This window comes from Pseudonocardia nigra, assembly GCF_019396355.1.
Taxonomy (GTDB): domain Bacteria; phylum Actinomycetota; class Actinomycetes; order Mycobacteriales; family Pseudonocardiaceae; genus Pseudonocardia; species Pseudonocardia nigra.
This window is the reverse complement of record NZ_JAHKRK010000015.1, coordinates 25098-50791: the sequence shown is the minus strand read 5'-3', so window position 1 is coordinate 50791 and position 25694 is coordinate 25098. Positions and strand designations below refer to the sequence as shown.

Annotated in this window: 24 protein-coding genes; 7 read left to right on the top strand and 17 right to left on the bottom strand. The window is 74.2% G+C overall.

Features of this window, described 5'->3' with window-relative positions; translation table 11 throughout:
- Positions 1–89 precede the first annotated feature (89 nt).
- Positions 90–710, bottom strand: coding sequence for a shikimate kinase (locus KME75_RS06430; RefSeq protein WP_219413604.1), 621 nt, complete (start codon positions 708–710; stop codon positions 90–92).
- A 362-nt stretch (positions 711–1072) separates the two neighbouring features.
- Here KME75_RS06430 and KME75_RS06425 point away from each other — a divergent pair, with 362 nt between their 5' ends.
- Positions 1073–1360, top strand: coding sequence for a hypothetical protein (locus KME75_RS06425; protein ID WP_219413603.1), 288 nt, complete (start codon positions 1073–1075; stop codon positions 1358–1360).
- 190 nt (positions 1361–1550) lie between these two features.
- Here the strand turns inward: KME75_RS06425 and aroC are convergent, their stop codons facing one another.
- Both aroC and KME75_RS06415 read right to left on the bottom strand, forming a co-directional pair.
- Positions 1551–2738 (bottom strand): chorismate synthase, encoded by a 1188-nt coding sequence (gene aroC, locus KME75_RS06420; protein WP_308282600.1) that lies wholly within the window; start codon positions 2736–2738, stop codon positions 1551–1553.
- 12 nt (positions 2739–2750) lie between these two features.
- Positions 2751–3404, bottom strand: coding sequence for a prepilin peptidase (locus KME75_RS06415; protein WP_219413602.1), 654 nt, complete (start codon positions 3402–3404; stop codon positions 2751–2753).
- A 159-nt stretch (positions 3405–3563) separates the two neighbouring features.
- On the opposite strand from KME75_RS06415, the gene KME75_RS06410 reads away from it, so the two are divergent.
- On the top strand, positions 3564–4007 hold the full coding sequence (locus tag KME75_RS06410) for a PPOX class F420-dependent oxidoreductase (RefSeq protein ID WP_219413601.1): 444 nt from the start codon (positions 3564–3566) through the stop codon (positions 4005–4007).
- A gap of 38 nt (positions 4008–4045) precedes the next feature.
- Positions 4046–4885, top strand: coding sequence for a spermidine synthase (locus tag KME75_RS06405; RefSeq protein ID WP_219413600.1), 840 nt, complete (start codon positions 4046–4048; stop codon positions 4883–4885).
- Positions 4886–4909: 24 nt separating this feature from the next.
- On the opposite strand, the gene mltG is transcribed toward KME75_RS06405, so the two are convergent.
- From mltG to shbA, 6 genes are all read right to left on the bottom strand, one after another.
- Complete coding sequence (gene mltG / locus KME75_RS06400; RefSeq protein ID WP_308282599.1) at positions 4910–6097, bottom strand: endolytic transglycosylase MltG; 1188 nt, start codon at positions 6095–6097, stop codon at positions 4910–4912.
- A 161-nt stretch (positions 6098–6258) separates the two neighbouring features.
- Positions 6259–6702, bottom strand: a complete 444-nt coding sequence (gene ruvX / locus KME75_RS06395; protein WP_219413598.1) for a Holliday junction resolvase RuvX — start codon at positions 6700–6702, stop codon at positions 6259–6261.
- Complete coding sequence (alaS, locus tag KME75_RS06390) at positions 6695–9355, bottom strand: alanine--tRNA ligase (protein ID WP_219413597.1); 2661 nt, start codon at positions 9353–9355, stop codon at positions 6695–6697. Before alaS ends, ruvX begins: the two co-directional genes overlap by 8 nt.
- 102 nt (positions 9356–9457) lie before the next feature.
- Positions 9458–9769 (bottom strand): hypothetical protein, encoded by a 312-nt coding sequence (locus tag KME75_RS06385; protein WP_219413596.1) that lies wholly within the window; start codon positions 9767–9769, stop codon positions 9458–9460.
- 73 nt (positions 9770–9842) lie between these two features.
- Positions 9843–10262 carry a DUF948 domain-containing protein gene (locus tag KME75_RS06380; RefSeq protein ID WP_219413595.1) on the bottom strand — a complete coding sequence of 140 codons (420 nt, stop codon included), beginning with the start codon at positions 10260–10262 and terminating at the stop codon, positions 9843–9845.
- An 89-nt stretch (positions 10263–10351) separates the two neighbouring features.
- Positions 10352–11029, bottom strand: a complete 678-nt coding sequence (gene shbA / locus KME75_RS06375; protein WP_219413594.1) for an RNA polymerase sigma factor ShbA — start codon at positions 11027–11029, stop codon at positions 10352–10354.
- 342 nt (positions 11030–11371) lie between these two features.
- Here shbA and KME75_RS06370 point away from each other — a divergent pair, with 342 nt between their 5' ends.
- Both KME75_RS06370 and KME75_RS06365 read left to right on the top strand, forming a co-directional pair.
- Positions 11372–12112 carry a TetR/AcrR family transcriptional regulator gene (locus tag KME75_RS06370; RefSeq protein WP_219413593.1) on the top strand — a complete coding sequence of 247 codons (741 nt, stop codon included), beginning with the start codon at positions 11372–11374 and terminating at the stop codon, positions 12110–12112.
- 95 nt (positions 12113–12207) lie between these two features.
- Positions 12208–13323 (top strand): DNRLRE domain-containing protein, encoded by a 1116-nt coding sequence (locus KME75_RS06365; RefSeq protein ID WP_219413592.1) that lies wholly within the window; start codon positions 12208–12210, stop codon positions 13321–13323.
- A gap of 120 nt (positions 13324–13443) precedes the next feature.
- On the opposite strand, the gene KME75_RS06360 is transcribed toward KME75_RS06365, so the two are convergent.
- From KME75_RS06360 to KME75_RS06345, 4 genes are all read right to left on the bottom strand, one after another.
- Positions 13444–14859, bottom strand: coding sequence for an amino acid permease (locus tag KME75_RS06360; protein WP_372452569.1), 1416 nt, complete (start codon positions 14857–14859; stop codon positions 13444–13446).
- A gap of 23 nt (positions 14860–14882) precedes the next feature.
- On the bottom strand, positions 14883–16157 hold the full coding sequence (rocD, locus tag KME75_RS06355; protein WP_219413591.1) for an ornithine--oxo-acid transaminase: 1275 nt from the start codon (positions 16155–16157) through the stop codon (positions 14883–14885).
- Positions 16154–17014, bottom strand: coding sequence for a dimethylargininase (gene ddaH / locus KME75_RS06350; protein ID WP_372452568.1), 861 nt, complete (start codon positions 17012–17014; stop codon positions 16154–16156). The genes rocD and ddaH overlap by 4 nt, the downstream gene beginning before the upstream one ends.
- A gap of 155 nt (positions 17015–17169) precedes the next feature.
- A complete protein-coding gene (locus KME75_RS06345; RefSeq protein ID WP_219413590.1) occupies positions 17170–17625 on the bottom strand; it encodes an Lrp/AsnC family transcriptional regulator in 456 nt (151 codons plus the stop codon).
- A gap of 135 nt (positions 17626–17760) precedes the next feature.
- On the opposite strand from KME75_RS06345, the gene KME75_RS06340 reads away from it, so the two are divergent.
- The gene (locus tag KME75_RS06340; protein ID WP_246631574.1) at positions 17761–18981 is read left to right on the top strand and encodes an arginine deiminase; all 1221 of its coding nucleotides are present in this window, start codon (positions 17761–17763) and stop codon (positions 18979–18981) included.
- Positions 18982–19058: 77 nt separating this feature from the next.
- Positions 19059–20228 (top strand): ROK family protein, encoded by a 1170-nt coding sequence (locus tag KME75_RS06335; protein WP_308282598.1) that lies wholly within the window; start codon positions 19059–19061, stop codon positions 20226–20228.
- Here the strand turns inward: KME75_RS06335 and KME75_RS06330 are convergent.
- Genes KME75_RS06330 through KME75_RS06315 form a run of 4 tightly spaced genes read right to left on the bottom strand, consistent with a single transcriptional unit; the run spans position 20215 to position 25663 of the window.
- Entirely contained in the window at positions 20215–21561 is a 1347-nt protein-coding gene (locus KME75_RS06330) for an ABC transporter substrate-binding protein (protein WP_219413588.1), read from the bottom strand. The two genes, KME75_RS06335 and KME75_RS06330, sit on opposite strands and share 14 nt — an antisense overlap.
- Before the next feature lie 35 nt (positions 21562–21596).
- Positions 21597–22511 (bottom strand): carbohydrate ABC transporter permease, encoded by a 915-nt coding sequence (locus KME75_RS06325; RefSeq protein ID WP_219413587.1) that lies wholly within the window; start codon positions 22509–22511, stop codon positions 21597–21599.
- Positions 22512–22535: 24 nt separating this feature from the next.
- Positions 22536–23474, bottom strand: coding sequence for a carbohydrate ABC transporter permease (locus KME75_RS06320; RefSeq protein ID WP_219413586.1), 939 nt, complete (start codon positions 23472–23474; stop codon positions 22536–22538).
- The gene (locus KME75_RS06315; protein ID WP_219413585.1) at positions 23471–25663 is read right to left on the bottom strand and encodes an alpha-galactosidase; all 2193 of its coding nucleotides are present in this window, start codon (positions 25661–25663) and stop codon (positions 23471–23473) included. Before KME75_RS06315 ends, KME75_RS06320 begins: the two co-directional genes overlap by 4 nt.
- Positions 25664–25694: the final 31 nt, after the last annotated feature.

Genomic DNA, 25694 nt, shown 5'->3' with positions numbered 1-25694 from the left:
TACCCGGTCCGGCCGACAACGCCGCCAGGGGCGATCTGGGCGCCGAGAGCGCGATCCACGGTCCGCCAGACGCGCCCTAGGAGAGCCCGTCACGGACGGACCGAGGGGTCCGGCAGCGGGGCGTCCTCGCGCGGAGTGGGGCGGTCCAGCGGGTCGTCCGGGTCGACCGGGTGGTCCGGTGCGGACGCCGCCACCTCCCCGATCGCCTCCAGGACGGCGCGCGCGACCTGGTTGGCGCTGCGCCGCGCGGTGTCGACCTCGACGGTCGCGACCTCCCGGTACAGCGGCGCCCGCGCGTCGAGCAGCGCCTTGAAGGTGGCCCGCGGATTGACCCCGGCCAGCAGCGGCCGCGCCGTGGACATCCCGGTGCGGCGGATCCCGTCGGCGAGCCCGACGACCAGGTGGACGACGCGGTGCCCGCGCAGCCGCTCCCGCGTCTGCGCCGCCAGGACCGAGCCGCCGCCGAGCGCCAGCACGCCGTCCGTGCCGGCCAGCGCGTCGGCGACGACCTCGCACTCCAGTGCCCGGAACGCCGGCTCCCCGTCCTCGAGGAACATGTCGGCGATCGCCTTGCCGGCGCGGGCGACGATCAGGTCGTCGACGTCGACGAACTCGACGCCGAGCCGGCGCGCCAGCACCTGTCCGACGGTGCTCTTACCGGCTCCGGGCGGGCCGACCAGGACCAGCGCGGGACGTCGTTCGGGGCTCACCGCACCGAGCCTAGTGACTGGCGGCCGCCGTCCCGGACCGCGTCCGCACACCGCCGTGGCGACCGCCACTCGCCGCGCCCGGAGCGCGTCGGCACTCCCCCGAACCGGTGATCGGTTACGCTTCGATCACGGCCGTTGCGCCGCACAGTGACGATGGAACGACGCAGGGTCGCACGATCGGAGTTCTCGATGGACGACGGCGAGAGCGGGACGTACAGCACTCCCGCACCACGCGGTGACCGCCGCTCCCCCGCGGCGCCCGGTCGTGCGGTGCCGTCGGCGCGGGAGGCGGTGGAGCGGCACGCACTCCCGCGGGACGGCGAACGGCTCGCGCCGGCCGTGCCCGTGCAGCGGAGTGCGTCGTGACGGCATCCGACCGCCCGCAGCGGCCCGCTCCCGGCGCCCCGCTCGACCCACCCCCGCCGGCCCGCGAACAGCTTCCGCTCCCCCGCCGCCGGCAACAGGCGCACCTGGAGCCGCAACTGCGCACGCCGGGCGGGGCCGGCAGCGGCACGCCGTTCGCCGCGTTCGCCGCCGACGAACCGGCTTCTCCGCAGCCGCGGTCCGCCGCCACCGAGCGGGCGGCGGCGTTCCGCGCCGCGACCCGGCGGGGACAGGCGGCGCGCGGACCCGAACGACCGCCCCGCTGACGCCGGCCCGGGCCGCCGCGCCGGAGTTCGCCGGGGACGTCGCCCCGGGACCGGACCGCCGGCACCATCACGGCGGAAGGCGCCCCGAGGATCGCCGGCGACCGCCCTCTGCCCGTGATCGCGCCACTCGACGCCTGACCGCCGACCGAGACGGCCGGCGTCCCCCAGCGCGGGAGGCCGGGAGCCGGTGTCAGGCCTGCGGGATGCGGCCCTGCGTCGACTCGACGTAGGCGCGGGCGTTGCGCCGGGCCTCGGCCAGGGAGTCGCCCCCGAACTTCTCCAGGGCGGCCTCGGCCAGCACGAGCGCGACCATCGCCTCGGCCACCACGCCGGCCGCGGGCACGGCGCACACGTCCGACCGCTGGTTGATCGCGACGGCGGGCTCACCGGTGGCGACGTCCACCGTCTGCAGCGCGCGCGGCACCGTCGAGATCGGCTTCATCGCCGCACGCACGCGGACGGGCTCGCCGTTGGTCATGCCGCCCTCGATGCCGCCCGCCCGGTTGGACAGCCGGGTGACCGGCTCGCCGGGCACCATCTCGTCGTGGGCCTCGCTGCCGCGCCGGCGCGCCGTGCGGAAGCCGTCGCCGATCTCCACGCCCTTCATCGCCTGGATGCCCATGAGGACGGCGGCGAGGCGCGCGTCGAGCCTGCGGTCGGACTGCACGTACGAGCCGAGCCCGATCGGCAGCCCGTAGGCGAGGACCTCGACCACGCCGCCGAGGGTGTCGCCCGCCTTCTGCGCCGCGTCGACCTCGGCCACCATCGCGGCCGTGGCCGCTTCGGAGAAGGCGCGCACCGGGCTGGCGTCGACCCGGTCCAGGTCGCCGGAGCCAGGGGCCTCGCCGTCGGCCGCCTCCGCGGCGCCGATCGCGACGACGTGCGAGACGATCGTGACGTCCAGCGCCTGGGCGAGGAACGCCCGCGCGACCGTGCCGAGGACCACCCGCGCCGCCGTCTCGCGTGCGCTCGCGCGCTCGAGCACCGGGCGGGCGTCGTCGAAGCCGTACTTCGTCATGCCCGCCAGGTCGGCGTGCCCGGGCCGCGGCCGGGTGAGCGGTGCGTTGCGCGCGCGTCCGGCGAGCTGCTCCGGGTCGACGGGGTCGGCGGCCATGACCGTCTCCCACTTCGGCCACTCGGTGTTGCCGATGCGCACCGCGACCGGTCCGCCCTGGGTGACGCCGTGGCGGACGCCCCCGATCACCTCGAGCTGGTCGGCCTCGAACTTCATGCGCGCGCCCCGGCCGTGACCCAGGCGGCGGCGGGCCAGCTCGGCGGCCAGCTCCTTGGTGGTGATCTCCACGCCGGCGACCATGCCCTCGAGCACGGCGACCAGCGCGGGACCGTGGGACTCCCCGGCGGTGATCCAACGCAGCACGGTGGGATTCTCTCACCCCCCTCCGCCGGCGGCGGCCGCACCCGCCAGCACCAACCAGGCCGCCACCAGCATCGACGGGCCGTGCGGCAGCGGCGAGGCGCGCGCCGCCCGCCGGGTGAGGAGACCGACGGCCCCGACTGCGGCCGACAGGGCGACCGCCAGCACCGCCGCCAGGGCGACCGCGGGCCACGCGGCCGCCGCGAGCACGGCACCGAGCGGGGCGGCGAGCTTGACGTCGCCCGCCCCCATCGCCGCCGGGGCGAGCAGGTGCACGGCGGCGTGGACGGCGGCCGCCACCGCCGCGCCCACGGCCGCGCGGAGCACGGCGCCGTGCCCGAGCGGCACCACCAGCACCAGGGCCACCGGCAGCGCGGGCAGCGTGAGCGCGTCGGGCAACCGCCGGTGCACCACGTCGACCGCGCCGGCGGCGACACCGAGCCACCCGAGCCCGAGCAGCACCGGCACCCACGCCCCGGGAAGCGCGCCCAGGGCGTGGCCGGCGCCGGTGGCGCACCACAGGACCCCGACCGCCACCTCACAGCACGGCGCCCGCACCCGGGCACCCCTGCCCAGGCGGCCCAGCAGCACACGGGCCGCCGCCCCGGCGCCGACCCCGGCCGACGCGAACAGTGCGGCCGTCACGACGATGGCGAGATGCGGGTTCATGACTCGATCCTCGGGCCCCGGGGAGGGCCGGACCGGGCCGGCCGCAGAACTGTGGACGACCGAGCCCCGATGTGCACAACCGGGGCGGGGGGCATGCCGCGCGGCGCGGGACTGTTGGTGGGATGTGATAGCCCGATCCGCGATCCGAGGAGTGCTCCCATGCCGGCCAGCTCGCCCGCCGAGTCCACCCTGCTCGACCTGTTCGCCCGGCAGGGCAACGGCATCCTCATCACGCTCAAGCGCGACGGGCGGCCGCAGTCGTCGGTGGTGAGCTACGCCTTCGACCCCGCCGAGCGCACCGTCCGCGTCTCCATCACCGACGACCGCGCGAAGACCCGCAACCTGCGCCGCGACCCGCGGGCGAGCTTCCAGGTGGTGCGGCCGGGTCTGAGCGGCTACGCCGTGGGCGAGGGCACCGCCCGGCTGTCCCCGGTGGCGGCGGACCCGCACGACGCCACCGTCGAGGCGCTGGTGGACCTCTACCGGGAGGTGCAGGGCGAGCACCCCGACTGGGACGAGTACCGCGCCGCGATGGTCGCCGACGGACGGCTGGTGCTCACGCTGCGCCTCGACCACGTCTACGGCTGGGCCGGCGCGGCGTGACCCCGGACGCCGCCGGCGCACCCGCGCGGACCGACCGGATGGCCCGTGCGGTCGTCCGGGCCGAGGTCGACCACGGCCCGGCCGAGCTGGTCGGCGACCCGGACCGGCCGCAGGGCTGGACCCTGCTCGTGTCCGGCACCGCCCAGTCCCACGTCGACCTGGACGACCCGACCCACCTGGAGTTCGAGTACGTCCGCAGGCTCGCGCACGTCGCCGACCTGGTGGCCCCCGAGGCGCACCCGCTGCGGGTGCTGCACCTCGGCGGCGGCGCGTGGACCCTCGCCCGCTACGTGGCCACCACGCGGCCCGGCTCGGTGCAGCAGGTGGTGGAGGTCGACGGCGGCCTGGTGGACCTCGTCCGGTCCCGGCTGCCCGCCGACGGCATGGGGATCGACGTGCTCGTGGGGGACGCCCGCGCGGCGCTCACCCGGGTCGCCCCGGGCTCGGTCGACCTGCTGGTGCTCGACGTGTTCGCCGGTGCCCGCACCCCGGCGCACCTCACCTCGGCTGAGTTCCTGGCGGCCGCGGCCCGGGTGCTCGCCCCGGCGGGCGTCTACGCGGCCAACGTCGCCGACGGCGGCGCGCTGCCCTTCGCCCGCACCCAGGTGGCGGCGGCGCTGGCCCGGTTCCCCGAGGTCGCGCTGGTGGCGGCCCCGGACATCCTGCGCGGGCGCCGCTTCGGCAACCTCGTGCTCGTCGCCGGGACCGAGCTCCCGGTCGCCGGGCTCACCCGGCGCGCGGCCGCCGACCCGTTCCCGGCACGGGTGCTCGCCGACGACGACGTGCGTGCCTTCGCGGGCGACGCCAAAGGTCCCGCCGACCGCGCGGCCACGCCGTCGCCGCAGCCGCCGCCCGGGTTCTTCGGCCGGCCCCGCTGATCGCTGCCAGCCGGAGATGCGCTGTCAGAACGCGCCGTTGGCCCTCGCCTGCTGCACGTTCGCCGTGTGCTCCGCGAAGGTCTCGGCGAAGCACGACGTACCGTCGGTCCGGCAGCGGACGAAGAAGTACCAGGGCCCCTGCGCAGGATCGAGCGCCGCGGCGATCGCCTCGCGGCCCGCGGCCGCGATCGGGGTGGGCGGGAGCCCCGCCGTGGCGTAGGTGTTGTACGGCCCCGGCTGCGCCCGGTCCTCGGCCGTGGTGCGCAGCGCCTGCAGGTCGAGCGGGTAGTTCACCGTGGAGTCGAGCTCGAGCCGCTGCCCGGCGCCGAGCCGGTTGTAGATCACCCTGGCGACCTTCGGCATGTCCGGGGTGATCGCTTCCTTCTCCACCAGCGACGCGATGATCAGCACCTGGTAGGGGTCGGACCCGATCGCCTGCGCGCCGGACACCAGCCCGGACGCCTCCAGCCGGGCGGCCGACGTGGCGAGCAGGCTGCGCAGCACCTCCTCGGCGGGCACCCCCGGCCGGACGTCGTAACGCCCCGGGGCCAGCAGGCCTTCCAGGCGACGGCGGGGCTCGGCCTCGGCCACGTCCTCCAGCGCCCACGCCGGCACCCCGAGCGCGGCCGGATCGGTCTCCGTCATCGCGGTGCGCAGCTCCTCGACCGCGACGCACTGCTGCGTCCCGTCGAGCGTCGCGCAGGTGGCCTGCGAGATCAGGGTGAGCACCCCGGGGGCGACGCTGCCGTCGGGCGCACGGGTGTCGTCGAGCTGGACCCCGCCGCGGATCTCCAGCTGGCCCACCCGGGCCGCCGGGTCGAGCAGCAACGCGACGGCGGACTCGCCGGACATCCGCTCGCGCAGCTGGTAGTACCCGGGCTGCACGGAGCGGATCTGCTCCTCCTCCGCGGCGGCCTCGACGAACGCGGCGGCGCCGGCCACGACACCTCGCTCGGCGAGCTCACTCCCGATCTGCGTGGTGGAGTCGCCCTCCTGCACCTGGACGATGACGCTCCCGGTACCGGTGCCGTCGTAGTCGGGCGTCGCGAAGAACGACGAGAACAGGTAGAACCCGCCGCCGATGAGCGCCCCGAGCAGGAGGACCACCGCCAGCACCACCACCGCGACGCGCCTGCGCCGACGCCGGGCCTGCGCCCGCTGGGCGGCCCGCCGGGCGGCGAGCTGCTCACGCCTGCTGGGCTGCACGTCCACGGGCCCCGGCCAAGTCATCGCACTGCCGACCCGTGCCGGGGGGCCTCGTCGCTTCCGTCCGGTTTCACAGTCGGGCAGACTAGCGGCCGCCCGATCCGGCCGCCCGCAGGGCCACTCATCCGGCGACGGGATCACCGGACGGTGCGACCGTTTCGCGCCGGCTAGCGCGGCCTGCCCGCGTCCAGCCAGCCCTGCAGGATCGCGACGGCCGCGGCCTGGTCGACCACGGCCCGCTGCTTGCGCCCCTTCACCCCGCGCTGCCGCAGCTGCTGGGTGGCGACGACGGTGGTGAGCCGCTCGTCGGACAGCTCCACGGGAACGTCGACCACGCGCTCCAGCGCCTCGGCGAACGCGCGCGCCGTCTCCGCCGCCGGGCCCTCGCGCCCCGCGAGCGTGCGCGGCAGGCCGACCACGACCCCGACCGCCTCGTGCTCGGAGACGAGCTCGGCGATCGTTCGCAGGTCGGCGCCGCCCGCGACGTCGCGGGGCACGGTGCGCAGCGGCGTGGCGAGCACGCCGTCCGGGTCCGACACGGCCACGCCGACCCGGACGGCCCCGACGTCGACGCCCAGGCGCCGTCCCCGCGCCCGGCCCAGCTCAGCCATGCAGCGCCGCGCGGAGTGCGTTCACCGCCTCCGGGATGCCGGCGGGCTGCGTGCCGCCGCCCTGGGCGAGGTCGGGCTTGCCCCCACCGCGCCCGCCGACGGCCGGGGCGAACGCCGGGATGAGCTTCCCGGCGGCCAGGCCGCGATCGCGGGCGGCGGTGGTGGTGGCGACCACGAAGGACACCTTCTCCCCGTCCGCGGAGAACAGCGCCACCACACCGGGCCGAGCCCCCAGCCGGCTGCGAACGTCCGAGGCCAGCGCCCGCAGGTCGTTGGCGCCGACCCCGTCGGGCGCGGCGACCGCCACCAGCGCGACGCCGTCGACGTCCTCCGCGGCGTCGGCGAGCGCGCCCGCCGAGGAGAGCACCGCGTCGGCGCGCACCTTCTCCAGCTCCCGCTCGGCCTGCCGCAGCCGCTCCACGACGCCGCCGATGCGCTCGGGCAGCTCTTCGGGGCGTGCCTTGAACTGCTCGGCGAGCTGGGAGACCAGCACGTGCTCCTTGGCCAGGAACCGGAACGCGTCGAGGCCGACGAGGGCCTCGACCCGGCGCACGCCGGAGCCGATCGAGGCCTCCGACAGCAGCTTCACCAGGCCGAGCTGCCCGGAGCGGTGCACGTGGGTGCCGCCGCACAGCTCGCGGGAATAGTCGCCGATCTCGACCACGCGCACCGCGTCGCCGTACTTCTCGCCGAACAGGGCGAGTGCCCCGAGCTTGCGGGCCTCCTCCTGCGAGGTGACGAACGCGCGCACCTCGTGGTCGTTCAGCAGGACGTCGTTGACCTCGTCCTCGACGTCGGCGAGCACCGACGCCGGCACGGCACCCGCGGGCGAGGTGAAGTCGAAGCGCAGCCGCCCGGGGGCGTTGAGCGACCCGGCCTGGGCGGCGGCGTCGCCGAGCGCCTTGCGCATCCCGGCGTGCACGAGGTGCGTGGCCGAGTGCGAGCGGGAGACCGCGGCACGGCGGCTGGTGTCCACCGCGGCGTGCGCCGTGGTGTCGACGCGCACCTCGCCGTCGCTGACCGTGCCGCGGTGCACGACCAGCCCGGCCACCGGCGACTGCACGTCCAAGACGGTGACGGTGAACCCGTCGCCGCGGATCCAGCCGGTGTCGGCCTGCTGGCCGCCGCCCTCGGCGTAGAACGGCGTGCGGTCGAGCACCACCTCGACGGCGCTGCCCTCGCCCGCCGCCGGCACGCCCGCGCCGTCGACGACGAGCCCGACGACCCGGGCCTCCGCGGTGAGGTCGGTGTAGCCGAGGAACGCGCTCCCACCGGCCGTGTCGAGCACCGCCCGGTAGACCGAGGCGTCGCCGTGGCCGGTCCTGCGGGCGGCCGCGTCGGCCTTCGCGCGGGCGCGCTGCTCGGCCATCAGCGTGCGGAAGCCCTGCTCGTCGACCGACAGGCCGGCCTCGGACGCCATCTCCAGGGTGAGGTCGATCGGGAAGCCGTAGGTGTCGTGCAGCTGGAACGCCTGGTCGCCCGCCAGCTGCGTGCCACCGGACTGCTTCGTGGCCGCAACGGCCGTGTCGAAGATCCGCGAGCCCGCGGTCAGCGTGGCGAGGAAGGCCTCCTCCTCGGCCCGCACCACCGCGGAGATGCGCTCGAAGTCGGTCTCCAGCTCCGGGTAGGCGGGCGCCATCGTGTCGCGGACGACCTCGGCGAACGACCCCAGCACGGGCTCGTGCACGCCGAGCAGCCGGGCCGAGCGCACGATCCGCCGCAGCAGCCTGCGCAGCACGTACCCGCGGCCCTCGTTGGACGGAGTCACACCGTCACCGATGATCATGACGCCGGACCGCGCGTGGTCGGCGATCACCCGGAAGCGGACGTCGTCGCCCGCGTCGGCGCCGTAGCGGCGGCCGGAGAACTCCTCCGCGCGGGCGATGACCGGCCGGACGAGGTCGGTCTCGTAGACGTTGTCCACGCCCTGGAGCAGGTAGGCCACCCGCTCCACGCCCATGCCGGTGTCGATGTTCTTGTGCGGCAGCGTGCCGATCGGCGGGTGGCCCTTCTTCGGGGACAGCTCACCGCGCTCGTCCTGCATGAAGACGAGGTTCCAGATCTCCAGGTACCGGTCCTCGTCGACGACCGGGCCGCCGTCGCGGCCGTGCTCCGGGCCGCGGTCGTAGTAGATCTCCGAGCACGGCCCGCCCGGGCCGGGCACGCCCATGTCCCAGTAGTTGTCCTCGCCGCCGCGGCGCTGGATGCGCTCCTCGGGCAGCCCGGCGATCCGCCGCCACAGCCCGATCGCCTCGTCGTCGTCGTTGTAGACGGTGACCCAGATCCGCTCCGGGTCGAAGCCGTAGCCGCCGGCGTCCTGGGCGCCCGTGACGAGGTTCCAGGCGTGCTCGATCGCCCCGGCCTTGAAGTAGTCGCCGAAGGAGAAGTTGCCGGCCATCTGGAAGAACGTGTTGTGCCGGGTGGTGCGCCCGACCTCGTCGATGTCGCCGGTGCGCACGCACTTCTGGATCGATGTGGCGCGCGGGTACGGCGGCGGCACGTCGCCGAGGAAGTACGGCTTGAACTGCACCATCCCCGCGTTGACGAACAGCAGGTTCGGGTCGTCGAGGATCAGCGACGCGCTGGGCACGCGCGTGTGCCCGGCGTTGGTGAAGTGGTCGGTGAAGCGGCGGGTGATCTCGTGGGTCTGCACGGTGTGCTTCCTGGACGGCGTGGTGCGGGGAGACGGGCTCGTCGAGCAGTCTCCCTCAGGGGCGGGGACGCGGAACGGCAGGGGGACGGCGCGACGGCCGTGCTAGGCCCCTGCCCGGCGCGCTCGGTTCCCCGACCGCACGACCGGCACCGGCTCGGTGAGGGCGTCGGACAGGCTCGGGACGCGCTCGCCGGTGCGGCGCTCCACGAGCTGGGAGAGCTCCCGCTCACGCTCGGTCATCCCCGCGCGCACCTCGGCGCCGAACGCCCCGAGGCCCGCGCCCAGCTCACGCAGCCCGTCAGCGATGTTGGCGCCCACCCCCGCGGGGGTCAGGCTGTGGGCGGCCTCGGTGGCCCGCCGGGTGGCGTACACCCCGACCGCGACTCCGACACCGAGCCAGAACAGCCGCCTCATCGCATGCCCTCGCTACGCTCGGGCAGCGCTTCGCGTCCAAGGCGCTGTGCCAATGATTCGCTCGCAACCTCGCTCATCGCCGCCCGCCCCGCCTGCGACCGCGCCCCGGCCGGGTGCGCAGCGAGTGGGCGCCGGCGTCCCGGCCGGCGCGGCGGGCCTTGACGGCCTTGTTCAGCCCGTAGGTGAACGCGGCGGCCCGGACGAGCGGGCCGCCGAGCGTAGCGGTGAACAGCGACGTGAGCACCGAGACGTTGCTGGTGACGGTGCGCGCGCTGGAGGTGATGCCGTCGACCCGCTCCAGCTGGGTGTTCACCTGGTGCAGGGTGGTCTGCGCGTTGTCCAGCAGCGGAGCGCTGCCCTCGTGCGCCTTGCGGATGGCGACCGTGGCCTCGTCGAGCGTGCGCCCGAGCTTCAGCAGCGGAACGGCCAGCAACAGCACGAGGACCACGAAGGCCCCCGCCGCGACCAGTGCCGCGATCTGGCCAGCCGACACGACGCCTCCTCGATTGACGCTCGACCGGAAGTTGATCGCCGACAGGCTACTCCCCGGCGCGTCAGCGGCGTCTGCGGGTCACCGCCCCGTCACCCGTTTCGTCCCTGCTCCGGTTCGGACGCGCCTGCCATGGCCGGGTCGACGAGCAGCGCGCGCAGCCGGTTGAGCGCGCGGTGCTGGGTGACGCGCACGGCGCCGGGGGTGGAGCCGACGCTCTGGGCCGTCTCCTCGGCGCTCATCCCGACCGCGATGCGCAGCACCAGCACCTCCCGCTGCCGCGGCGTGAGCTGGTGGAGCAGGTCGTCGAGGCGCTCGGCGAGCTCGCGGCCGAGCAGGCGCTGCTCGGGACCGTCGAGCACCACGGCGGTGTCCGGGATGTCGGCGACCGGGTCGGACCGGTTGCGGCCGATGGCGCGGAACGCGTCGGTGACCTTGTGCGCGGCGATGCCGTAGACGAACGCGCGGAACGACAACCCCTTGATCGTGTAGCCCGGTAGCGCGTTGACGACGGCCAGGCACACCTCCTGGGCGACGTCGTCGGCCGAACCGATGACCGTCTCCTGCCGCCCCAGGCGGGCGCGGCAGTAGCGCAGGACCAGCGGCTGGATCTCGGCGAGCAGCCGGTTGCCGGCGCCGTCGTCGCCCGTGGCCGCGGCCGCGACCAGGCGGTCGAGCGATGCCCCGGGCGGTTCGGACTCCTCGACCGCGAGCGGGTCGGTGCGGGATGCGGTGACGAGCGACTCCTGGGCCACGGCCAGGGGGGTCATCGCCGCGGCGCCCGGCTCGCGGCGGACATGCGGACGGCAAGGTGCCTGAACATCATCGGGTTCCCCTCCCCTGCACCGGCTCGGCCGGTGTGATGCGGACGCATGCCGCCTCGCCCGAGGGCGCAGCAGCATGCACTGCGGTCGTGCCCAGGGAGGTCCGGTCTTCGATGACCGCCTGTTGGTCCCCCGACGTCAGGCCGCCGACCGGGCCCCCTTTCGTTCATCCGTCCATCGCCGTGCCCCGCGATGATCGAACTTGTTCTACGTTCAAGTAGGCAGTCTGGGTGACACCCAAGTTGGAGTCAAGAGAAATTGGGCCGCAAATTCATTACTCTGTGCTCAATGCCCCCCTCGGATGAGGCTCGACAGGAGGACTCCCGGGTGCGCGCGGCACGCACGAAGCGTGAGCGCACACGCCGGGCGCTCCTCGATGCCGCCGAGGCGAGCTTCAGCTCCCGCGGGTGGGCGGAGACCCGCATGGAGGACATCGCGGCGGCCGCCGGCGTCAGCGCCGCCACGGCCTACAACCACTTCCCGTCGAAGCACCTGCTGGTCGGCCAGATCTACCGCCCGCTCGTGCGGCCGTTGCTCGCCCAGGCCGAGCGCGACATCGCGGCGGAGCGTCCGGTCGTCGCCGCGCTGTGCGACCAGGTCGAGGCGCTCGCCCGGATCAGCTCCCGCTACCGCAAGCTCACCGCGTCCTTCTACGCCGCGGTGCAGGAGTACACGATCCGGGTGGCCCGGCTGCCCGACCCGGCGGACGAGTTCGACCCGCGCATCCTCGCGCCGGTGCCGGAGCCGATCCGCCTGCTCGTGGAGCACGGGCAGCGCGACGGCCGGCTACGACCGTTCCCGTCGCCGGAGGAGGCGAGCGGCATGACGGCGAGCCTGCTGCTGCTGCGCAGCCTCAACCGGCCGGACGAGCCGCCCGACGCCACCGCCGAGGTGTTGCTGACCATGCTGTTCGGCATGCTCCGTCCCGAGCTGCTGGTCGGCTCCGGAGTCGACGGACGTCCGTTCCGGCACCTCCACGGAGACCACCCGCTCGGGTCCGGTAGCACCATCGGCACCGGCGGCGCGTAGCCGACCCCCTCGTCCGGGTGGTTCGCCACCACCAAGTGGGGGTCGTCTGCAACTGATCTTGTCAGCACTCCGGAACGCCCCTATTCCTACAGATCATGTGGAGACCCACGGTGGCGGCCGCGCTCGGCGCGGCGCTCCTGATCGCGACGGCACCCGGGGCGGCGACACCGGGGGCGGGGGCCGATCCGATCGCCGGCGAGGAACGGATCGAGGCCCGCACCGACAGCAGCACGACCAGCGTCGCGCCGGACGGGGCGCGCACGCTCACCCTGTACGCCGGCCCGGTGCAGCTGCAGCGCGGCGCCGAGTGGCAGCCCGTGGACCTCACCCTCGTCGCGGGGGCCGACGGCGTCGTGCGTCCGGTCGCGATCGCGCACGACCTCGCGCTCACCCCGACCGGGCCGGTCGTGCACTTCGCCCACGGCGGCTCCGCCGCCCTGGACCGGCCCGCCGGCCTGCCCGCACCCCGCCTCGAGGGCAACCGCGCGACCTACCCGCAGGTCCACCCCGGCTACGACCTCGTCGTCGAGGCGACCCGCGCCGGGTTCGTCGCCTCGCTGCGCCGGGTCGACCCGGCCGCGGCGCCCGTGCCCCAGCTCGTGCTGCGCCGCAGCGCCGAGGCCGCGCCCGACCCCGCCGACCGCCGTGCCCTGACCGAGACCGAGTCCGCCTTCAGCAGGGTGGTCGCCGCCGCGCCGCCCACCGAGGCCTTCCCCGTCCCGTTCGACACCACCGTGCAGACCACCGTGCGGCACACCGACCTGTCCGGGGAGCCGGACCTGCGGGTGGGCACCTACGACGGGACGGCCGTGGCCCGCAGCGTCTTGACCTGGGACCTCGGCCAGCTCGCCGGGCGGCCGGTCGCCGCCGCGGCGCTGCGGGTGCACCAGGACTGGTCGTCGTCGTGCGCCGCCCGGGCGTGGGAGGTGTGGACCTCGCCGCCCGCCGGACCCGCCACGCGCTGGGCGACGCAGCCCGCCGCCGACCGGCGCTGGGCGACGAGCACGCAGACCCTCGGCCACGGCGCCGCGTGCGCGCCGGGGTGGGCGGAGGTCGACCTCACCGAGCTCGTGCGCAGCTGGGCCGCGGCGGGCGCCACGAGCGGCACCGTGCAGCTGCGGGCGGCCGACGAGACCGACCCGCTGGGCTGGAAGCGCTTCGCGTCGGCGGAGAGTCCGCACGTGCCGCACCTGGTGATCACCCTCGGCTGACGCCCTCCGGACGCGGACCGGGGCGACTCGGCCGCGGAAAACGGGCGACTCGCGGGAGACGACCCGCGAGTCGCCCGTTCCCGCCGCGCGAGTCGGCCGCTTTCGCCCCGCGAGTCGCGCTCAGGCGCGCAGCGCGGACCGCCGGTAGCCGTACGCCGCGTAGATCACCAGCCCCAGCGCCATCCAGCCGAGGAACACCAGCCACGTCGCGGCGCCGAGGTTGACCATCAGCAGCAGGCAGAACAGCACGCCGAGCACCGGGGTGACGGGGAACAGCGGCGCGCGGAAGCTGCGGGGCAGGTCCGGCCGGGTCCGGCGCAGCACGAGCACGCCGATGTTCACCAGCCCGAACGCGAAGAGCGTGCCGATGCTCGTGGCGTTGGCGAGCTCGCCCAGCGGCACGAGCCCGGCCAGCAGGGCGATGAAGACCCCGGCGATGGCGGTGTTGGCGGCCGGCACCCGCCTGCGCGGCTCGACCCGGGCGAAGACCGCGGGGACCAGCCCGTCGCGCGCCATCGCGAAGAGGATGCGCGTCTGCCCGTAGAGCACGGTGAGCACCACGCTCGCGATCGCGATGACGGCGCCGATCGACAGCACCACGGCGGGCCACGTCCGCCCGACGGCCTCGCTGAGCACGGTCGCCAGCGCCGCGTCGGAGCCCTCGAGCGCCGGGAACGGCAGCGCCCCGACGGCGGCGAGGGCCACCGCGCAGTACAGGGCCGTGACCACCACCAACGAGATCAGGATGGCCAGCGGCAGGTCGCGCGTCGGGTTGCGCGCCTCGTCGCCCGCGGTCGAGGCGGCGTCGAAGCCGATGTAGGAGAAGAAGACCAGCGACGCCGCCGCCGTGACGCCCGCGGCCCCGAACGGGACGAACGGGGCGAGGTTGCCGGCGTCGAACGCGCTGAACGCCAGCACGCAGAAGAACACCAGCACGACGATCTTGACGAGCACCATGACGGTGTTGGCCGTGGCGCTCTCGCGCACCCCGCGCAGCAGCAGCAGCGTGGCGATCAGCACGACCGCGATGGCCGGCACGTTCACCAGCCCGCCATCGCCCGGCGGGTTCGCCAGCGCCGCGGGGATCTCCACGCCTGCCGTGGCCGCGAGGAACTCGTTGAGGTAGGCGCCCCATCCGACGGCCACCGCGGAGACCGACACGCCGTACTCGAGCATCAGGCACCAGCCGCACACCCACGCGACGAGCTCGCCCATGGTCGCGTAGGCGTAGGAGTACGACGATCCGGCGACCGGCATGGTGCCGGCCAGCTCGGCATACGACAGCGCCGAGAACAGCGCCGTGACCGCGGCGAGCACAAAGCTCAGCACCACACCCGGCCCGGCGAGGGGCACCGCCTCGCCGAGGATCACGAAGATCCCCGTGCCGAGCGTGGCGCCGATGCTCAGCGCGGTGAGCGGCACCAGGCCCATCGTGCGCCGCAGCGCGCCGCCGTCGCCGGAACCGGCCGCGGCGACGACCGCGTCCACCGGCTTCACCCGCAGGAGCTGCGGCACCACACCCGATCGTCCGACCACGCGCAGGACCCTAACCACGCGCGTCAGCGCCGCTCGCCCAGCACCTCGGCCAGTGCATGCACCGCGAACTCGAGCTCCTCGCCGGTGATCACCAGGGGCGGGGAGAGCCGGATCGTCGCACCGTGGGTGTCCTTGACGAGCACCCCGCGGCGGGCGAGCGCCTCGCTGACGTCCCGGCCGGTGCCCAGCCGCGGGTCCACGTCGATCCCGGCCCACAGCCCCACGCCCCGCACGGCCACCACGCCGCGACCGACGAGCCCGGCGAGCCGCCCGTGCAGGACGTCGCCGAGCCGGCGGGCCCTGGCGAGCATCCCGTCGGGCCCGGGGTCGGCGAGCAGCTCCAGCACCGCCCGCCCCACCGCGCACGCCAGCGGGTTGCCCCCGAACGTGCTGCCGTGCTGGCCGGGGCGCAGCACGCCGAGGACCTCGGCGTCGGCCACGACCGCCGACAGCGGGGTGATCCCGCCGCCGAGCGCCTTGCCCAGCAGGTACACGTCGGCGTCGACGCCGGCACCGCGGGTGGCGAGCACGTGCCCCGTGCGGCCGAGGCCGGACTGCACCTCGTCGGCGACGAACAGCACCCGCGCGGCGTCGCAGATCTCCCGGACGGCCGCCAGGTACCCCACCGGCGGGACGATCACCCCGGCCTCGCCCTGCACCGGCTCGAGGAGCACCGCAACGGTGTCGGGCGTGATCGCGGCCCGCAGCGCGTCGGCGTCGCCGTAGGGCACGACCTCGAAGCCCGGGGTGAACGGCCCGAAGCCGCCGCGGGCGTCGGGGTCGGTGGAGAAGCCGACGACGCTGATCGTCCGGCCGTGGAACCCGCCCGCGGCCACGACGATCCGCGCCCGGTCCGCCGGCACGCCCTTCACCTCGTAGCCCCACTTGCGGGCGACCTTCAGCCCGCTCTCGACCGCTTCGGCCCCGGTGTTCATCGGCAGCACCATCTGCTTGCCCACCAGCGCGGCCAGCTCGGAACAGAACGGCCCGATCTGGTCGCTGCCGAACGCGCGGCTGGTCAGCGTGACGCGCTCGAGCTGGCGATGCGCCGCGGCGACGAGCGCGGGGTGGCGGTGGCCGAAGTTGAGGGCGGAGTACCCGGCGAGGCAGTCGAGGTAGCGGCGGCCCTCCACGTCGGTGACCCAGGCGCCCAGTGCGTGCGCCACCACCACCGGCAGCGGGTGGTAGTTGTGCGCCGAGTGCTCATGCATCAACCGCTCGTGGTGCGCGGTTGCGGTCTCGGTGCCGACGATGTGGGTGCCGGGGACAGGGGTGCCGGGGATGTGGGTGATCGTCATGAGCGGACCTCCAACGTGCAGCACTTGGGTCCGCCGCCGCCCTTCAGCAGCTCGGACAGGTCGACCGGAACCGGGGTGAACCCGCGCTCGGCCAGCGCGGCGGCCAGGCCGGTGGCCTGCGCGGGCAGCACGACGTGCTCGCCGTCGCTCACGGCGTTGAGGCCGAGGACGGCGGCGTCGGCGGGGTCGGCGACGAGCGCGTCGGGATACCGCGCGCGCAGCACCTCCTGCGACGCGGGGGAGAACGCCTCGGGCAGCCAGGCGATCGTGGTGTCGTCGAGCACGGCGACCGCGGTGTCGAGGTGGTAGTAGCGGGGGTCGACCAGCTCCAGCGCGACGACCGGCCTGCCCAGCGCGGTCGCGGCCTCGGAGTGTGCCCGCGGGTCGGTGCGGAAGCCGGTGCCGGCGAGGATCACGGTGTCGCCCGGGGGGCCGGCGACCAGCAGGTCGCCCTCCCCCTCGTTGACGAACTCCGGCTCCACCAGCCGGCGGAACCCCGCCGTCCGGAACCACTCGAGATGGGCCGGGGCCTCGTCGGCCCGTTCCGGGTGCCGGAACCGGGCGCCGAGCACGATCCCGTCGACGACCGTGGCGCCGTTGGCGGCGTAGACCATGTCCGGCAGGCCGGGCACGGGGTCGAGCAGGTCGACGCGATGGCCGAGGTCGAGGTAGGTGCGCCGCAGCGCGTCCCACTGGGCGAGCGCGAGGTCGCGGTCGACCGGAACCTCGGGGCGCATCCAGGGGTTGATGGCGTAGGTGACGGCGAAGTGCTCGGGCGGGCACATCAGGTAGTGCCTGCGGGTGGCGGTGCGCTCGGGCGTGCGGCTGGGGCTGGGGCTGGACAGGACGCTGGTCACGGGCTCGCTCCACAGGTGGCGGGGTGGGCCGCGGCGTCGGGGCCGGGTGCTCATCACGCTAGGAACAGCCGGGGCGGCGGACAATCGCGATCCCTTGCCCGTTCACGCACGATCGTTGCGATGATCGCCCAATTGGCGGTGCAATGTTGCGTGGGTCAGTGCGGCAGCGGCGTCGCCGGGCGGCGCAGCAGCGGGGAGAGCACCAGCACCGACTTCGTCCGCGCCACGAACGGCTGCGCCCCGATCTGCTCGAGCACCTGCTCGAAATGGCGCATGTCGGCGGCGACGATCCGCAGCACCGCGTCGGCCTCCCCCGACACCGTGCTCGCGTCGACCACCTCGGGAAACCGGTCGACGGCCGCGTGGATCGTCCGCGGCGGGGTGCTGTTGCGGCAGTACAGCTCCACGTAGCCCTCCACCGCCCAGCCCAGCGCCGCCGGGTCCAGGCGCACCGTGAACCCCGTGATCGCGCCGCCGGCGCGCAGCCGGTCGACCCGCCGCTTCACCGCCGACGCCGACAACCCCACGCTCGCGCCGACCTCGGCGTAGCTGCGGCGCGCGTCGTCCACGAGCATCGCGATGATCTCCTGGTCGACCCGGTCGAGTTCCACGTGACCATCCTGCCCCGCTCCGCTCGCGCCGTGTGCTCGCTACGCAAGCTCCGCTCCCGCCGTTGCTCGCTACGCAAGCTCCGCTCCCGCCGTTGCTCGCTACGCAAGCTCCGCTCGGCGGGCAGGATGACCTTCATGTACCGCGTGGATTCCGAGGTCGGCGAGCTCCGTCAGGTGATCCTCCACCGCCCGGGCCTCGAGCTGAAGCGGCTCACCCCGGGCAGCAAGGACCGCCTGCTGTTCGACGACGTGCTCTGGGTGAGCCGCGCCCAGGCCGAGCACGACCGGTTCGCGGCGCTGCTGCGCGAGCGCGGCGTCACCGTGCACCTGTTCGGCGACCTGCTCCGCGCGACCGTCGAGATCCCGGAGGCGCGCAAGTACGTCCTCGACCGGATCTTCGACGACCGCATCTACGGGCCGCTCGCCATCGACGCGCTGCGCAACTGCTTCGACGCGATGGACGTCGGCACGCTCACCGAGCACCTGGCCGGGGGCATCACCAAGCGCGAGGTGCTCGACCGCATCCCGGAGCCCCGCTCCATCGCCTTCCACGTACTTGAGGCCGACGACTTCGTGCTCGAGCCGCTGCCCAACCACCTCTACACCCGCGACACCTCGGCCTGGATCCACGGCGGCGTCGCGATCAACAGCATGCGGAAGAAGGCGCGGATGCGCGAGACGGTGCACTACGAGGCCGTCTACCGCTGGCACCCGCTGTTCGCCGACGCGGACTACGACATCTGGTCCGACGGCGCCGTGAACGGGCCGGCCACCGCCGAGGGCGGCGACGTCCTCGTGCTCGGCGACGGCGCCCTGCTCATCGGGATGAGCGAGCGGACCACACCCCAGGGCGTGGAACGGCTGGCCAGCCGGTTGTTCGCCGGCGGCGAGGTGGACCGGATCGTCGCCCTGCGCATGCCCGAGACCCGCGCGCTGATGCACCTCGACACGGTGCTCACCCAGGTCGACCCGGAGACCTTCACCAAGTACGCGGGGCTGGGGATGCTCCCGGCGTACACGATCCGGCCCGGCGACAGCGAGAAGGAACTGCACCTCACCGACCACCGCCCCGAGGAGATGCACGCCGCGATCGCCGGCGCGCTCGGGCTGCCCGCCATCCGGGTGCTCACCCCCGAGCAGGACGTGCACGCCGCCGAGCGCGAACAGTGGGACGACGGCTGCAACACCCTCGCCGTGGCGCCCGGCGTGGTCGTCACCTACGAGCGCAACGTCACCACGAACACCCACCTGCGCCGCAACGGGATCGAGGTGCTCGACATCCCGGGCGGCGAGCTCGGCCGCGGCCGCGGCGGCCCGCGGTGCATGAGCTGCCCGGTGCAGCGCGACCGGGCGTAGCGGTCGGAAGTGCTGCCTCCGCTCCGGACGGGCGAACCACGGCGCATCCGACGAGGAGCGCAGGTACTGTCTCCGCCGTGGGTTCCGTCATGCAACTAATTCCGGTGGACTGGTCGGCGCTCGACGGCAGCCATCAGCGGGTTGCGGTGGAGGTGCTGCGGCACGGTCCGCTCCCCCGCGCCGAGCTGGCCCGCAGGCTCGGCCTGTCACCGGGTTCGCTCACGCGGCTCACCCGCCCGCTGGTCGACTCCGGGCTGCTCGTCGAGGGCACCACGGAGGTGCACCTGCGGACCGGGCGGCCCTCGCTCCCGCTCGACGTGCAACCCGCCTCGCGTCGGTTCCTCGGCATGAAGATCACCGGTGACACCTTGTTCGCCGTGGTCACCGACCTGCGGGCCACCGTCCTCGCCGAGCACACCGTGCCGCTCCCCGGCCCGGAGCCCGAGACCGTCGTCGCCACGATCGCCGAGGTCGCCGCGCTCCTGAGGGAGGACGACCGGGACGCCGTCGGGCTCGGGATCGGCATCGGCGGGCTGGTCGTGCACCACCGCGAGGTCGCGAGGGCGCACTTCCTCGGGTGGCACGAGCGCGTTGCGCTCGCCGACCTCGTGCACACCGCGACCGGGCTGCCCACCGTGGTCGACAACGACGTGCGGGCGCTCACCGCGGCCGAGCACTGGTTCGGCGCGGGACGCGGCGTCCACTCGCTGGTCGTGGTGACGATCGGCGTCGGCGTCGGCTGCGGGATCGTCGTGCACGACCGGCTGATCGAGGGCGCACACGGCGGCGGCGGGTCCATCGGGCACCGTCCGCTGCTCGGCGGAGCGGTGTGCGCGGACGGGCACCGCGGTTGTGCCCAGGGCATGATCTCGTCCGGGGCGATCGCGGGCGCCGTCACGCAGGCGCTCGGCAGGCCGGTCGGCTACGCGGAGGCGCTCGAGCTCGCCGGGGCCGGGCAGCCCGCGGCCCGGCGGGTGGTCGACGACGCGGGCCGGGCGCTCGGGGTGCTGGTCGCCGACATCGCCAACCTCGTCGACCCCGAGCTGGTGATCCTCACCGGGGACGGCATCGACCTGGTCGCGGTCGCCCGCGCCGCGCTCGACGATGCCCTCGAGGAGCACCGCTCCGAGGCGCTGGCCCCCACCCGGATCGACGTCCGGCCGTTCCCGTTCACGGAGTGGGCCCGGGGCGCCGCGGCGGTCGCGATCCGGGCCCACGTACTCGGGGACGCGTTCACCCCTGCGTGAACAGGGCGTTGACCTCGGCGTTGGCCTCGGTGAACGATGCCGGGTCGGCCTGGCAGGCCATCACCCGCTCCATCGCCGTCCCCATGATCGCGTCGATCTCGCCGGCGTGCAGCGTGGCAGGGTAGGGGAAGGTCGTACCCTCCCGGAAGTTGCGGGTGAACGGGGTGATGGCGAGCCCGGACTCGCCGATCGCCGCCTCCGCGGTCTCGACCGTGCTCTCGATCGCGGGGACGACCACCCCGCCCTGCGCCACCACCGACTGGCACTCCTCCGACGCGAGGTAGCGCACCCACTGCCAGGCCGCACCCTTGTTGTCCGAGCCCGCCGCGATGGAGTCGGCGAGGGAGTTGGTCATCGAGGCGCGCTCGCCGGCGGGCCCGATCGGCATGGGCGCCGTGGCCAGCTCGGTCCCACCGAGCCCGGCGAAGTTGCTGATCTGCCAGGACCCTTCGGTGGCCATGGCGATCGTGCCCGACTGCAGCAGCTGCGACGTCTGCCCGCCCACCGTCAGCTCCAGGCGCGGCATGTAGCCCTTCTCGATCAGGCCGCGCCACCAGGCGGTCGTGTCCTGGAATCGGGGGTCGTCGTAGTTGAATCGGGTGCCCCACGGCGCCTTGTCGGTGTGTCGCCACCCGAGCGTCGCGGCGTAGTTGGCCCAGTCGGACTGGCCCGCACCGGACGGGTTCTTGTTCAACCCGAGTCCGTAGGTGGCGACGTTGGCGGGGTCGAAGCCCGGCTCGTCGCCGCGCACCCCGTTGGCGTCGACGCTCAGCCGCGCGATGACGTCCTCGTAGGTGCCCCCGTCCTCGGGGTTCCAGGTGAGGTTCTGCATCTGCTCGGCCGAGATGCCCGCCGCCTCGGCCATCTCGACGTTGTAGAAGGCGCCGATCGTGTCGAAGTCCTTGGGCAGCCCGTAGCGCTGCCCGTCGGGCCCGATCCACAGCTCCGCGGTGCCCGGCACGTACTGGGCCAGGTCCGGTCCGTCGCGCGCCACGAGCTGGTCGATCGGTTCGATCAGCCCGCGCGTGATGAAGTCGCCGGTCTTGGACGTGTGGTTGACGAACACGTCCGGCGCCGCGTCGGCGACGAACGCGGTGAGCAGCCTGCCCCAGTAGTCGTCCCAGCCGAGCTGCTCGGTGCTGATGTCGATGTCGGGGTGCGTGGCCTCGAAGTCGGTGGCGCACTGCTGGTAGGCGGGCAGCTGGGCGGAGTCCCACATCCAGTAGGTGACCTCACCGGTCTCGTCCCACCCGCCCGCGGTGGCAGTGACGTCCCCGCCGCCGCATACCGGGACGAGCGCGACGGCGAGACAGGCGGCGGCGGCGACGGTCACGCGGCGGACGAGCGGACGGCGTCGAGTTGGTGACATCACTTGATCCCCGAGAAGCCGATGGAGTCGACGATCTTGCGACCGAAGGCGATGAACAGCAGGAGCACCGGGATCGCGGCGATCAGCGTGGCCGCCATCAGCCCCGGCCAGTCCGGGTTGCCCTGTGGGGTCTGGGCCCGGAACACCCCGAGCGCGACGGTCAGCGTGCGGACGCTGCGCTCGCCGGCCACCAGGAGCGGCCAGAAGTACTCGTTCCACGCCTGGACGTACTGCAGCAGCGCAAGCGTGGTGATCGGGCCCCAGCTCATCGGCACGATGATCCGGAAGAAGGTGCGGATGTGGCCCGCGCCGTCCAGCCGGGCCGCCTCCTCGATCTCGTGGGAGATGTTGAGGAAGAACTGGCGGAGGAAGAACACGGCGAACGGCGTCATGAAGAAGAACGGCAGCACGATCGCGGCGTAGGTGTTGAGGATCCCGAGGTCGCGCATCAGCAGGAAGTTCGGCATCTGCGTGAAGATCGGCGGCACCATGAGCGCGACGAGGACGACGAAGAAGACCACGTCCCGCCCGGGCCACCGCATCCGGGCGAACGCGTAGGCGGCCATCGCCCCGAAGAACACCTGCCCGAGCGTGATCAGTCCGGCCACCAGCACCGAGTTGCGCAGGTAGACCCAGAAGTCCACGGACGCCCCCGTGCCGCCCTCGGCCTGCGCCTCGGCGACCGTGGCCAGGCCGAGCACGCGCCGGAACGCGCCCCAGGTGAAGTCCACCGGCAGCCACGAGGTGCCCGCCGTCGCGAGCGTCGTGCCGTTGGACAGCGCGGTGCGCAGCATCCAGTAGAACGGGAACAGCGTGATCCCGACGATCACCAGCAGGCAGGCCCATGCGAGCATCGGGCCCGGGGAGAAGCGGCCGGCCTCGCGGGCGGGAGCGGTCATGTCGACGGTGGTCATGGCAGGGCGCTCCTCAGGGTCCGATCAGGAAAGGTCCGACTCGTTCGCCCGCATCAGCCGCAGCTGCACGAAGGCGATGACGGCCAGGATCACGAGCAGGACCACCGACACCGCGCAGGCGTAGCCGTAGTCGAGGCGCTGGAAGGCGAGGTCGAAGATGTAGTACTGGATCACCCGCGAGGCGTCGCCCGGCTTGCCCTGGGTGGTGACCGCGACGGTGTCGAACACCTGGAACGAGCCGACGATCGTGATCACGAGCACGAGGGCGAGCACCGGGCGCAGCAGCGGCAGGGTGATGCGCCGGAACATCTGGAACTCGCCGGCCCCGTCGACCTTGGCCGCCTCGTAGAGGATCTTCGGGATCATCACCAGCCCGGCGAAGATCAGCAACGCGGTGTAGCCGAGGTGGCGCCAGGTGTTGACGAACGCGATCGTCGGGATCGCCCAGGTCTCGCTGCCGAAGAACGCCACCGGGTCGAGCCCGATCGCGGCCAGCACCTGGTTCACGACCCCGATCTGCGCGTCGAGCATCCAGAACCACAGCAGCGCGACGACGACGTTCGCGACGAGGTAGGGCATCAGCACCAGGCCGCGGATGACGACGGAGCGCGTGAGCCGGTGCAGCAGCACCGCGAGGCCCAGCGCGAAGACGGTCTGGAAGCCGATGTTCAGCGCGACGTACTCGACCGTGACCAGCATGGCGTTCCAGAACGTCTCGTCCGCCAGCAACCGCTGGTAGTTGGCGAACCCGACGAAGGAGCTCTCGGCGAAGAAGCTGTAGTCGGTGAGGCTCAGCCAGAGCCCGCGCAGCGACGGCCAGAAGTAGAACAGGGCGAACCCGAACAGCGTCGGGGCGAGGAACCCCAACGCCACCCAGGTGTCGCGGGTGACCCTTCGGCGCGGCACCGCGGTCGGCGCGCTGCTCGCGGTGGCGGCCGTTGCGCGGACGGTGGTGGTGGTCATCGGATGTCGTCACTCAGCGCGTCCGCACTGAGCGCGTCCGTCGCCGTCGCCCGCAGCAGCAGGAGCTGCTCGGGGTGCAGGGCGGGCGCGCGCACCCCGGCCTCGGCGAGCACCCGGCCGGGCACGACGACCCCGTCGGCGAGCCATGCGGGCGGCGTCGCGTGGCGCGTCGCCGGCGCGTCGCCCGGTGCCTGTGCCGTCACGCGGTAGCGCCGGTCCGGGTCGAGGCCGGGCAACCGCAGCGCCCCGGGCACCGCCGCCAACGGTGTGGCGAGCTGGACCAGTGCGAACAGCGCGGCGGCGCCGTCGGCGGCCACCGCGCCGTGCAGCGCGAACGACGGGTCGTGCTGCTCGGCCCGCACCATGGTGCCGGTGTGCAGCAGGCCGCGGACCTCCTTGTAGAGCTGCACCCAGTCGGCGAGGTCCTTGCGCTCCTCGTCGGTGGCGTCGGCGATGTTCCACTCGATGCCGAACGAGCCGAACAGCGCGGTGCCGGCCCGGAACCCGAGCGCGTGCGTGCGGTGCGTGGTGTGCGAGCGCGGGGCGCCGACGTGCGAGCCGACGAGCTCGGGCGGCAGCAGCTGCGCGGTCCAGCGCTGGATCTGCTGGCGCTCCAACGGGTCGATGACGTCGCTGCCCCACACGCGGTCGGTGCGCTCGAGGATCTCGAGGTCGACGCGCAGGCCGCCCGAGCTGCACGACTCGATCTCGACACCGGGGTGCCTGCGGCGCAGCTCGTCGAGCAGCCGGTACACCGCGCGCGTCTGGGCGTGCACCCCGGGCGTGCCCAGCGGGCCGTGCCCCGCGTCGAGAAGGTCGCGGTTGTGGTCCCACTTGAGGTAGGCGATCGCGTACTCGGTGAGCAGCGCGTCGAGCCGTTCCAGGATGTAGGCGTAGGCCTCGGGGTGGGCGAGGTCGAGCACCTGCTGGTTGCGGGAGGTGATCGGCATGCGGCTGCCGGTGGCGAGGATCCACTCGGGGTGGGCGCGGGCGAGATCGGAGTCGGGGTTCACCATCTCCGGCTCCACCCACAGCCCGAACTCCATGCCCAGGGCGCGCACCTCGTCGATCAGCGGGTGCAGCCCGCGCGACCACACGTCGGGGTCGACGTACCAGTCCCCGAGCCCGGCGTGGTCGCCCCGCCGCTGGCGGAACCACCCGTCGTCGAGGACGTAGCGCTCGACCCCGATCTCCGCGCCGAGGCGGGCGAGCTCGACGAGGCGGTCGAGGTCGTGGTCGAAGTAGACCGCCTCCCACGTGTTCAGCACGACCGGGCGTGGCAGGCGCGGGTGGTGGGGCCGCGACCGCAGGTGGGTGTGGAAGCGCTCCGCGATGCCGTCGAGGCCGGTGCCGTGCGCCGCGTACACCCAGGGACCGGCGTAGGACTCCCCCGCTCGGAGGGAGACCTCACCCGGCAGCAGCAGCTCGCCGCCGCCGAGCAGGGCCGCGCCGGACGACACCCGCTCTGCGTAGGTGACGTGGTTGCCGCTCCAGGCCACGTGCACGGCCCACACCTCGCCCGAGCGGGTGCCGAAGCCCGCGGTGCCCGCGGCGAGGATCAGCGGCGCGTCGGGGCCGGTGCGGCCGCGCCGGTTCTCCCGGGAATGCACGCCCACGACGAACGGCAGGCGCTGTGGCGACCGCTCGCGGCCCCAACGCCCGGCCAGGTCGAACACCTCGGTGGCCACGGCGGGCACCGGCAGTGCCAGCGCGAGTGCGTCGACCACGAACGGGACCTCGGCGGGGGCCGCCGCCGTGACCGTGGCCCGCTGCCGCAGCAGCCCGGACGGCAGCAGCTCGATCTCCAGGCGCAGCTCCAGCCCCGCGTCGGCGTCGCGGCCCGTGGCGTCGACGAGGCCGCCGCCGTCGGCGGAACGCTCGACCTCCAGCGCGGTGAGTACGAAGCGCGGGGACCAGGCCTGCCCGGCCCGCTGGCCGGCGAGACCGGGCCTGCCGTTCCACCCGTCGGCGTGCTCGGGCAGCACGCCGACGCGGGGCACCTCGTCCGGGTCGTTCGGGGCCGTGGCGGGGACCGCCGCCGCGGCCAGCCCGGCGCGGTCGCCGTCGGTCAGCTCACCGAGGTCGGCACCCCAGTGCAGCACTGCGGGGAGGCGGTGGCCGCCCGTCGTGAGGACGAGGCTCACGCCCGCGGCCCGCAGGTGCAGGGGGCTCTCGGAGAAGGAGGACATGGGGGCTCCGGTTCACGTCGTCGTGGTCGCC

What these genes read in the sequence shown, in the direction of transcription:
- KME75_RS06415 (WP_219413602.1), bottom strand. Translation starts at nt 3,404, where the DNA reads ATGAACCCGCATCTCGCCATCGTCGTGACGGCCGCACTGTTCGCGTCG.
- KME75_RS06410 (WP_219413601.1), top strand. Translation starts at nt 3,564, where the DNA reads ATGCCGGCCAGCTCGCCCGCCGAGTCCACCCTGCTCGACCTGTTCGCC.
- KME75_RS06405 (WP_219413600.1), top strand. Translation starts at nt 4,046, where the DNA reads ATGGCCCGTGCGGTCGTCCGGGCCGAGGTCGACCACGGCCCGGCCGAG.
- ruvX (WP_219413598.1), bottom strand. Translation starts at nt 6,702, where the DNA reads ATGGCTGAGCTGGGCCGGGCGCGGGGACGGCGCCTGGGCGTCGACGTC.
- KME75_RS06385 (WP_219413596.1), bottom strand. Translation starts at nt 9,769, where the DNA reads ATGAGGCGGCTGTTCTGGCTCGGTGTCGGAGTCGCGGTCGGGGTGTAC.
- shbA (WP_219413594.1), bottom strand. Translation starts at nt 11,029, where the DNA reads ATGACCCCCCTGGCCGTGGCCCAGGAGTCGCTCGTCACCGCATCCCGC.
- KME75_RS06370 (WP_219413593.1), top strand. Translation starts at nt 11,372, where the DNA reads ATGCCCCCCTCGGATGAGGCTCGACAGGAGGACTCCCGGGTGCGCGCG.
- KME75_RS06365 (WP_219413592.1), top strand. Translation starts at nt 12,208, where the DNA reads ATGTGGAGACCCACGGTGGCGGCCGCGCTCGGCGCGGCGCTCCTGATC.
- rocD (WP_219413591.1), bottom strand. Translation starts at nt 16,157, where the DNA reads ATGACGATCACCCACATCCCCGGCACCCCTGTCCCCGGCACCCACATC.
- KME75_RS06340 (WP_246631574.1), top strand. Translation starts at nt 17,761, where the DNA reads ATGTACCGCGTGGATTCCGAGGTCGGCGAGCTCCGTCAGGTGATCCTC.
- KME75_RS06325 (WP_219413587.1), bottom strand. Translation starts at nt 22,511, where the DNA reads ATGACCACCGTCGACATGACCGCTCCCGCCCGCGAGGCCGGCCGCTTC.
- KME75_RS06320 (WP_219413586.1), bottom strand. Translation starts at nt 23,474, where the DNA reads ATGACCACCACCACCGTCCGCGCAACGGCCGCCACCGCGAGCAGCGCG.
- KME75_RS06315 (WP_219413585.1), bottom strand. Translation starts at nt 25,663, where the DNA reads ATGTCCTCCTTCTCCGAGAGCCCCCTGCACCTGCGGGCCGCGGGCGTG.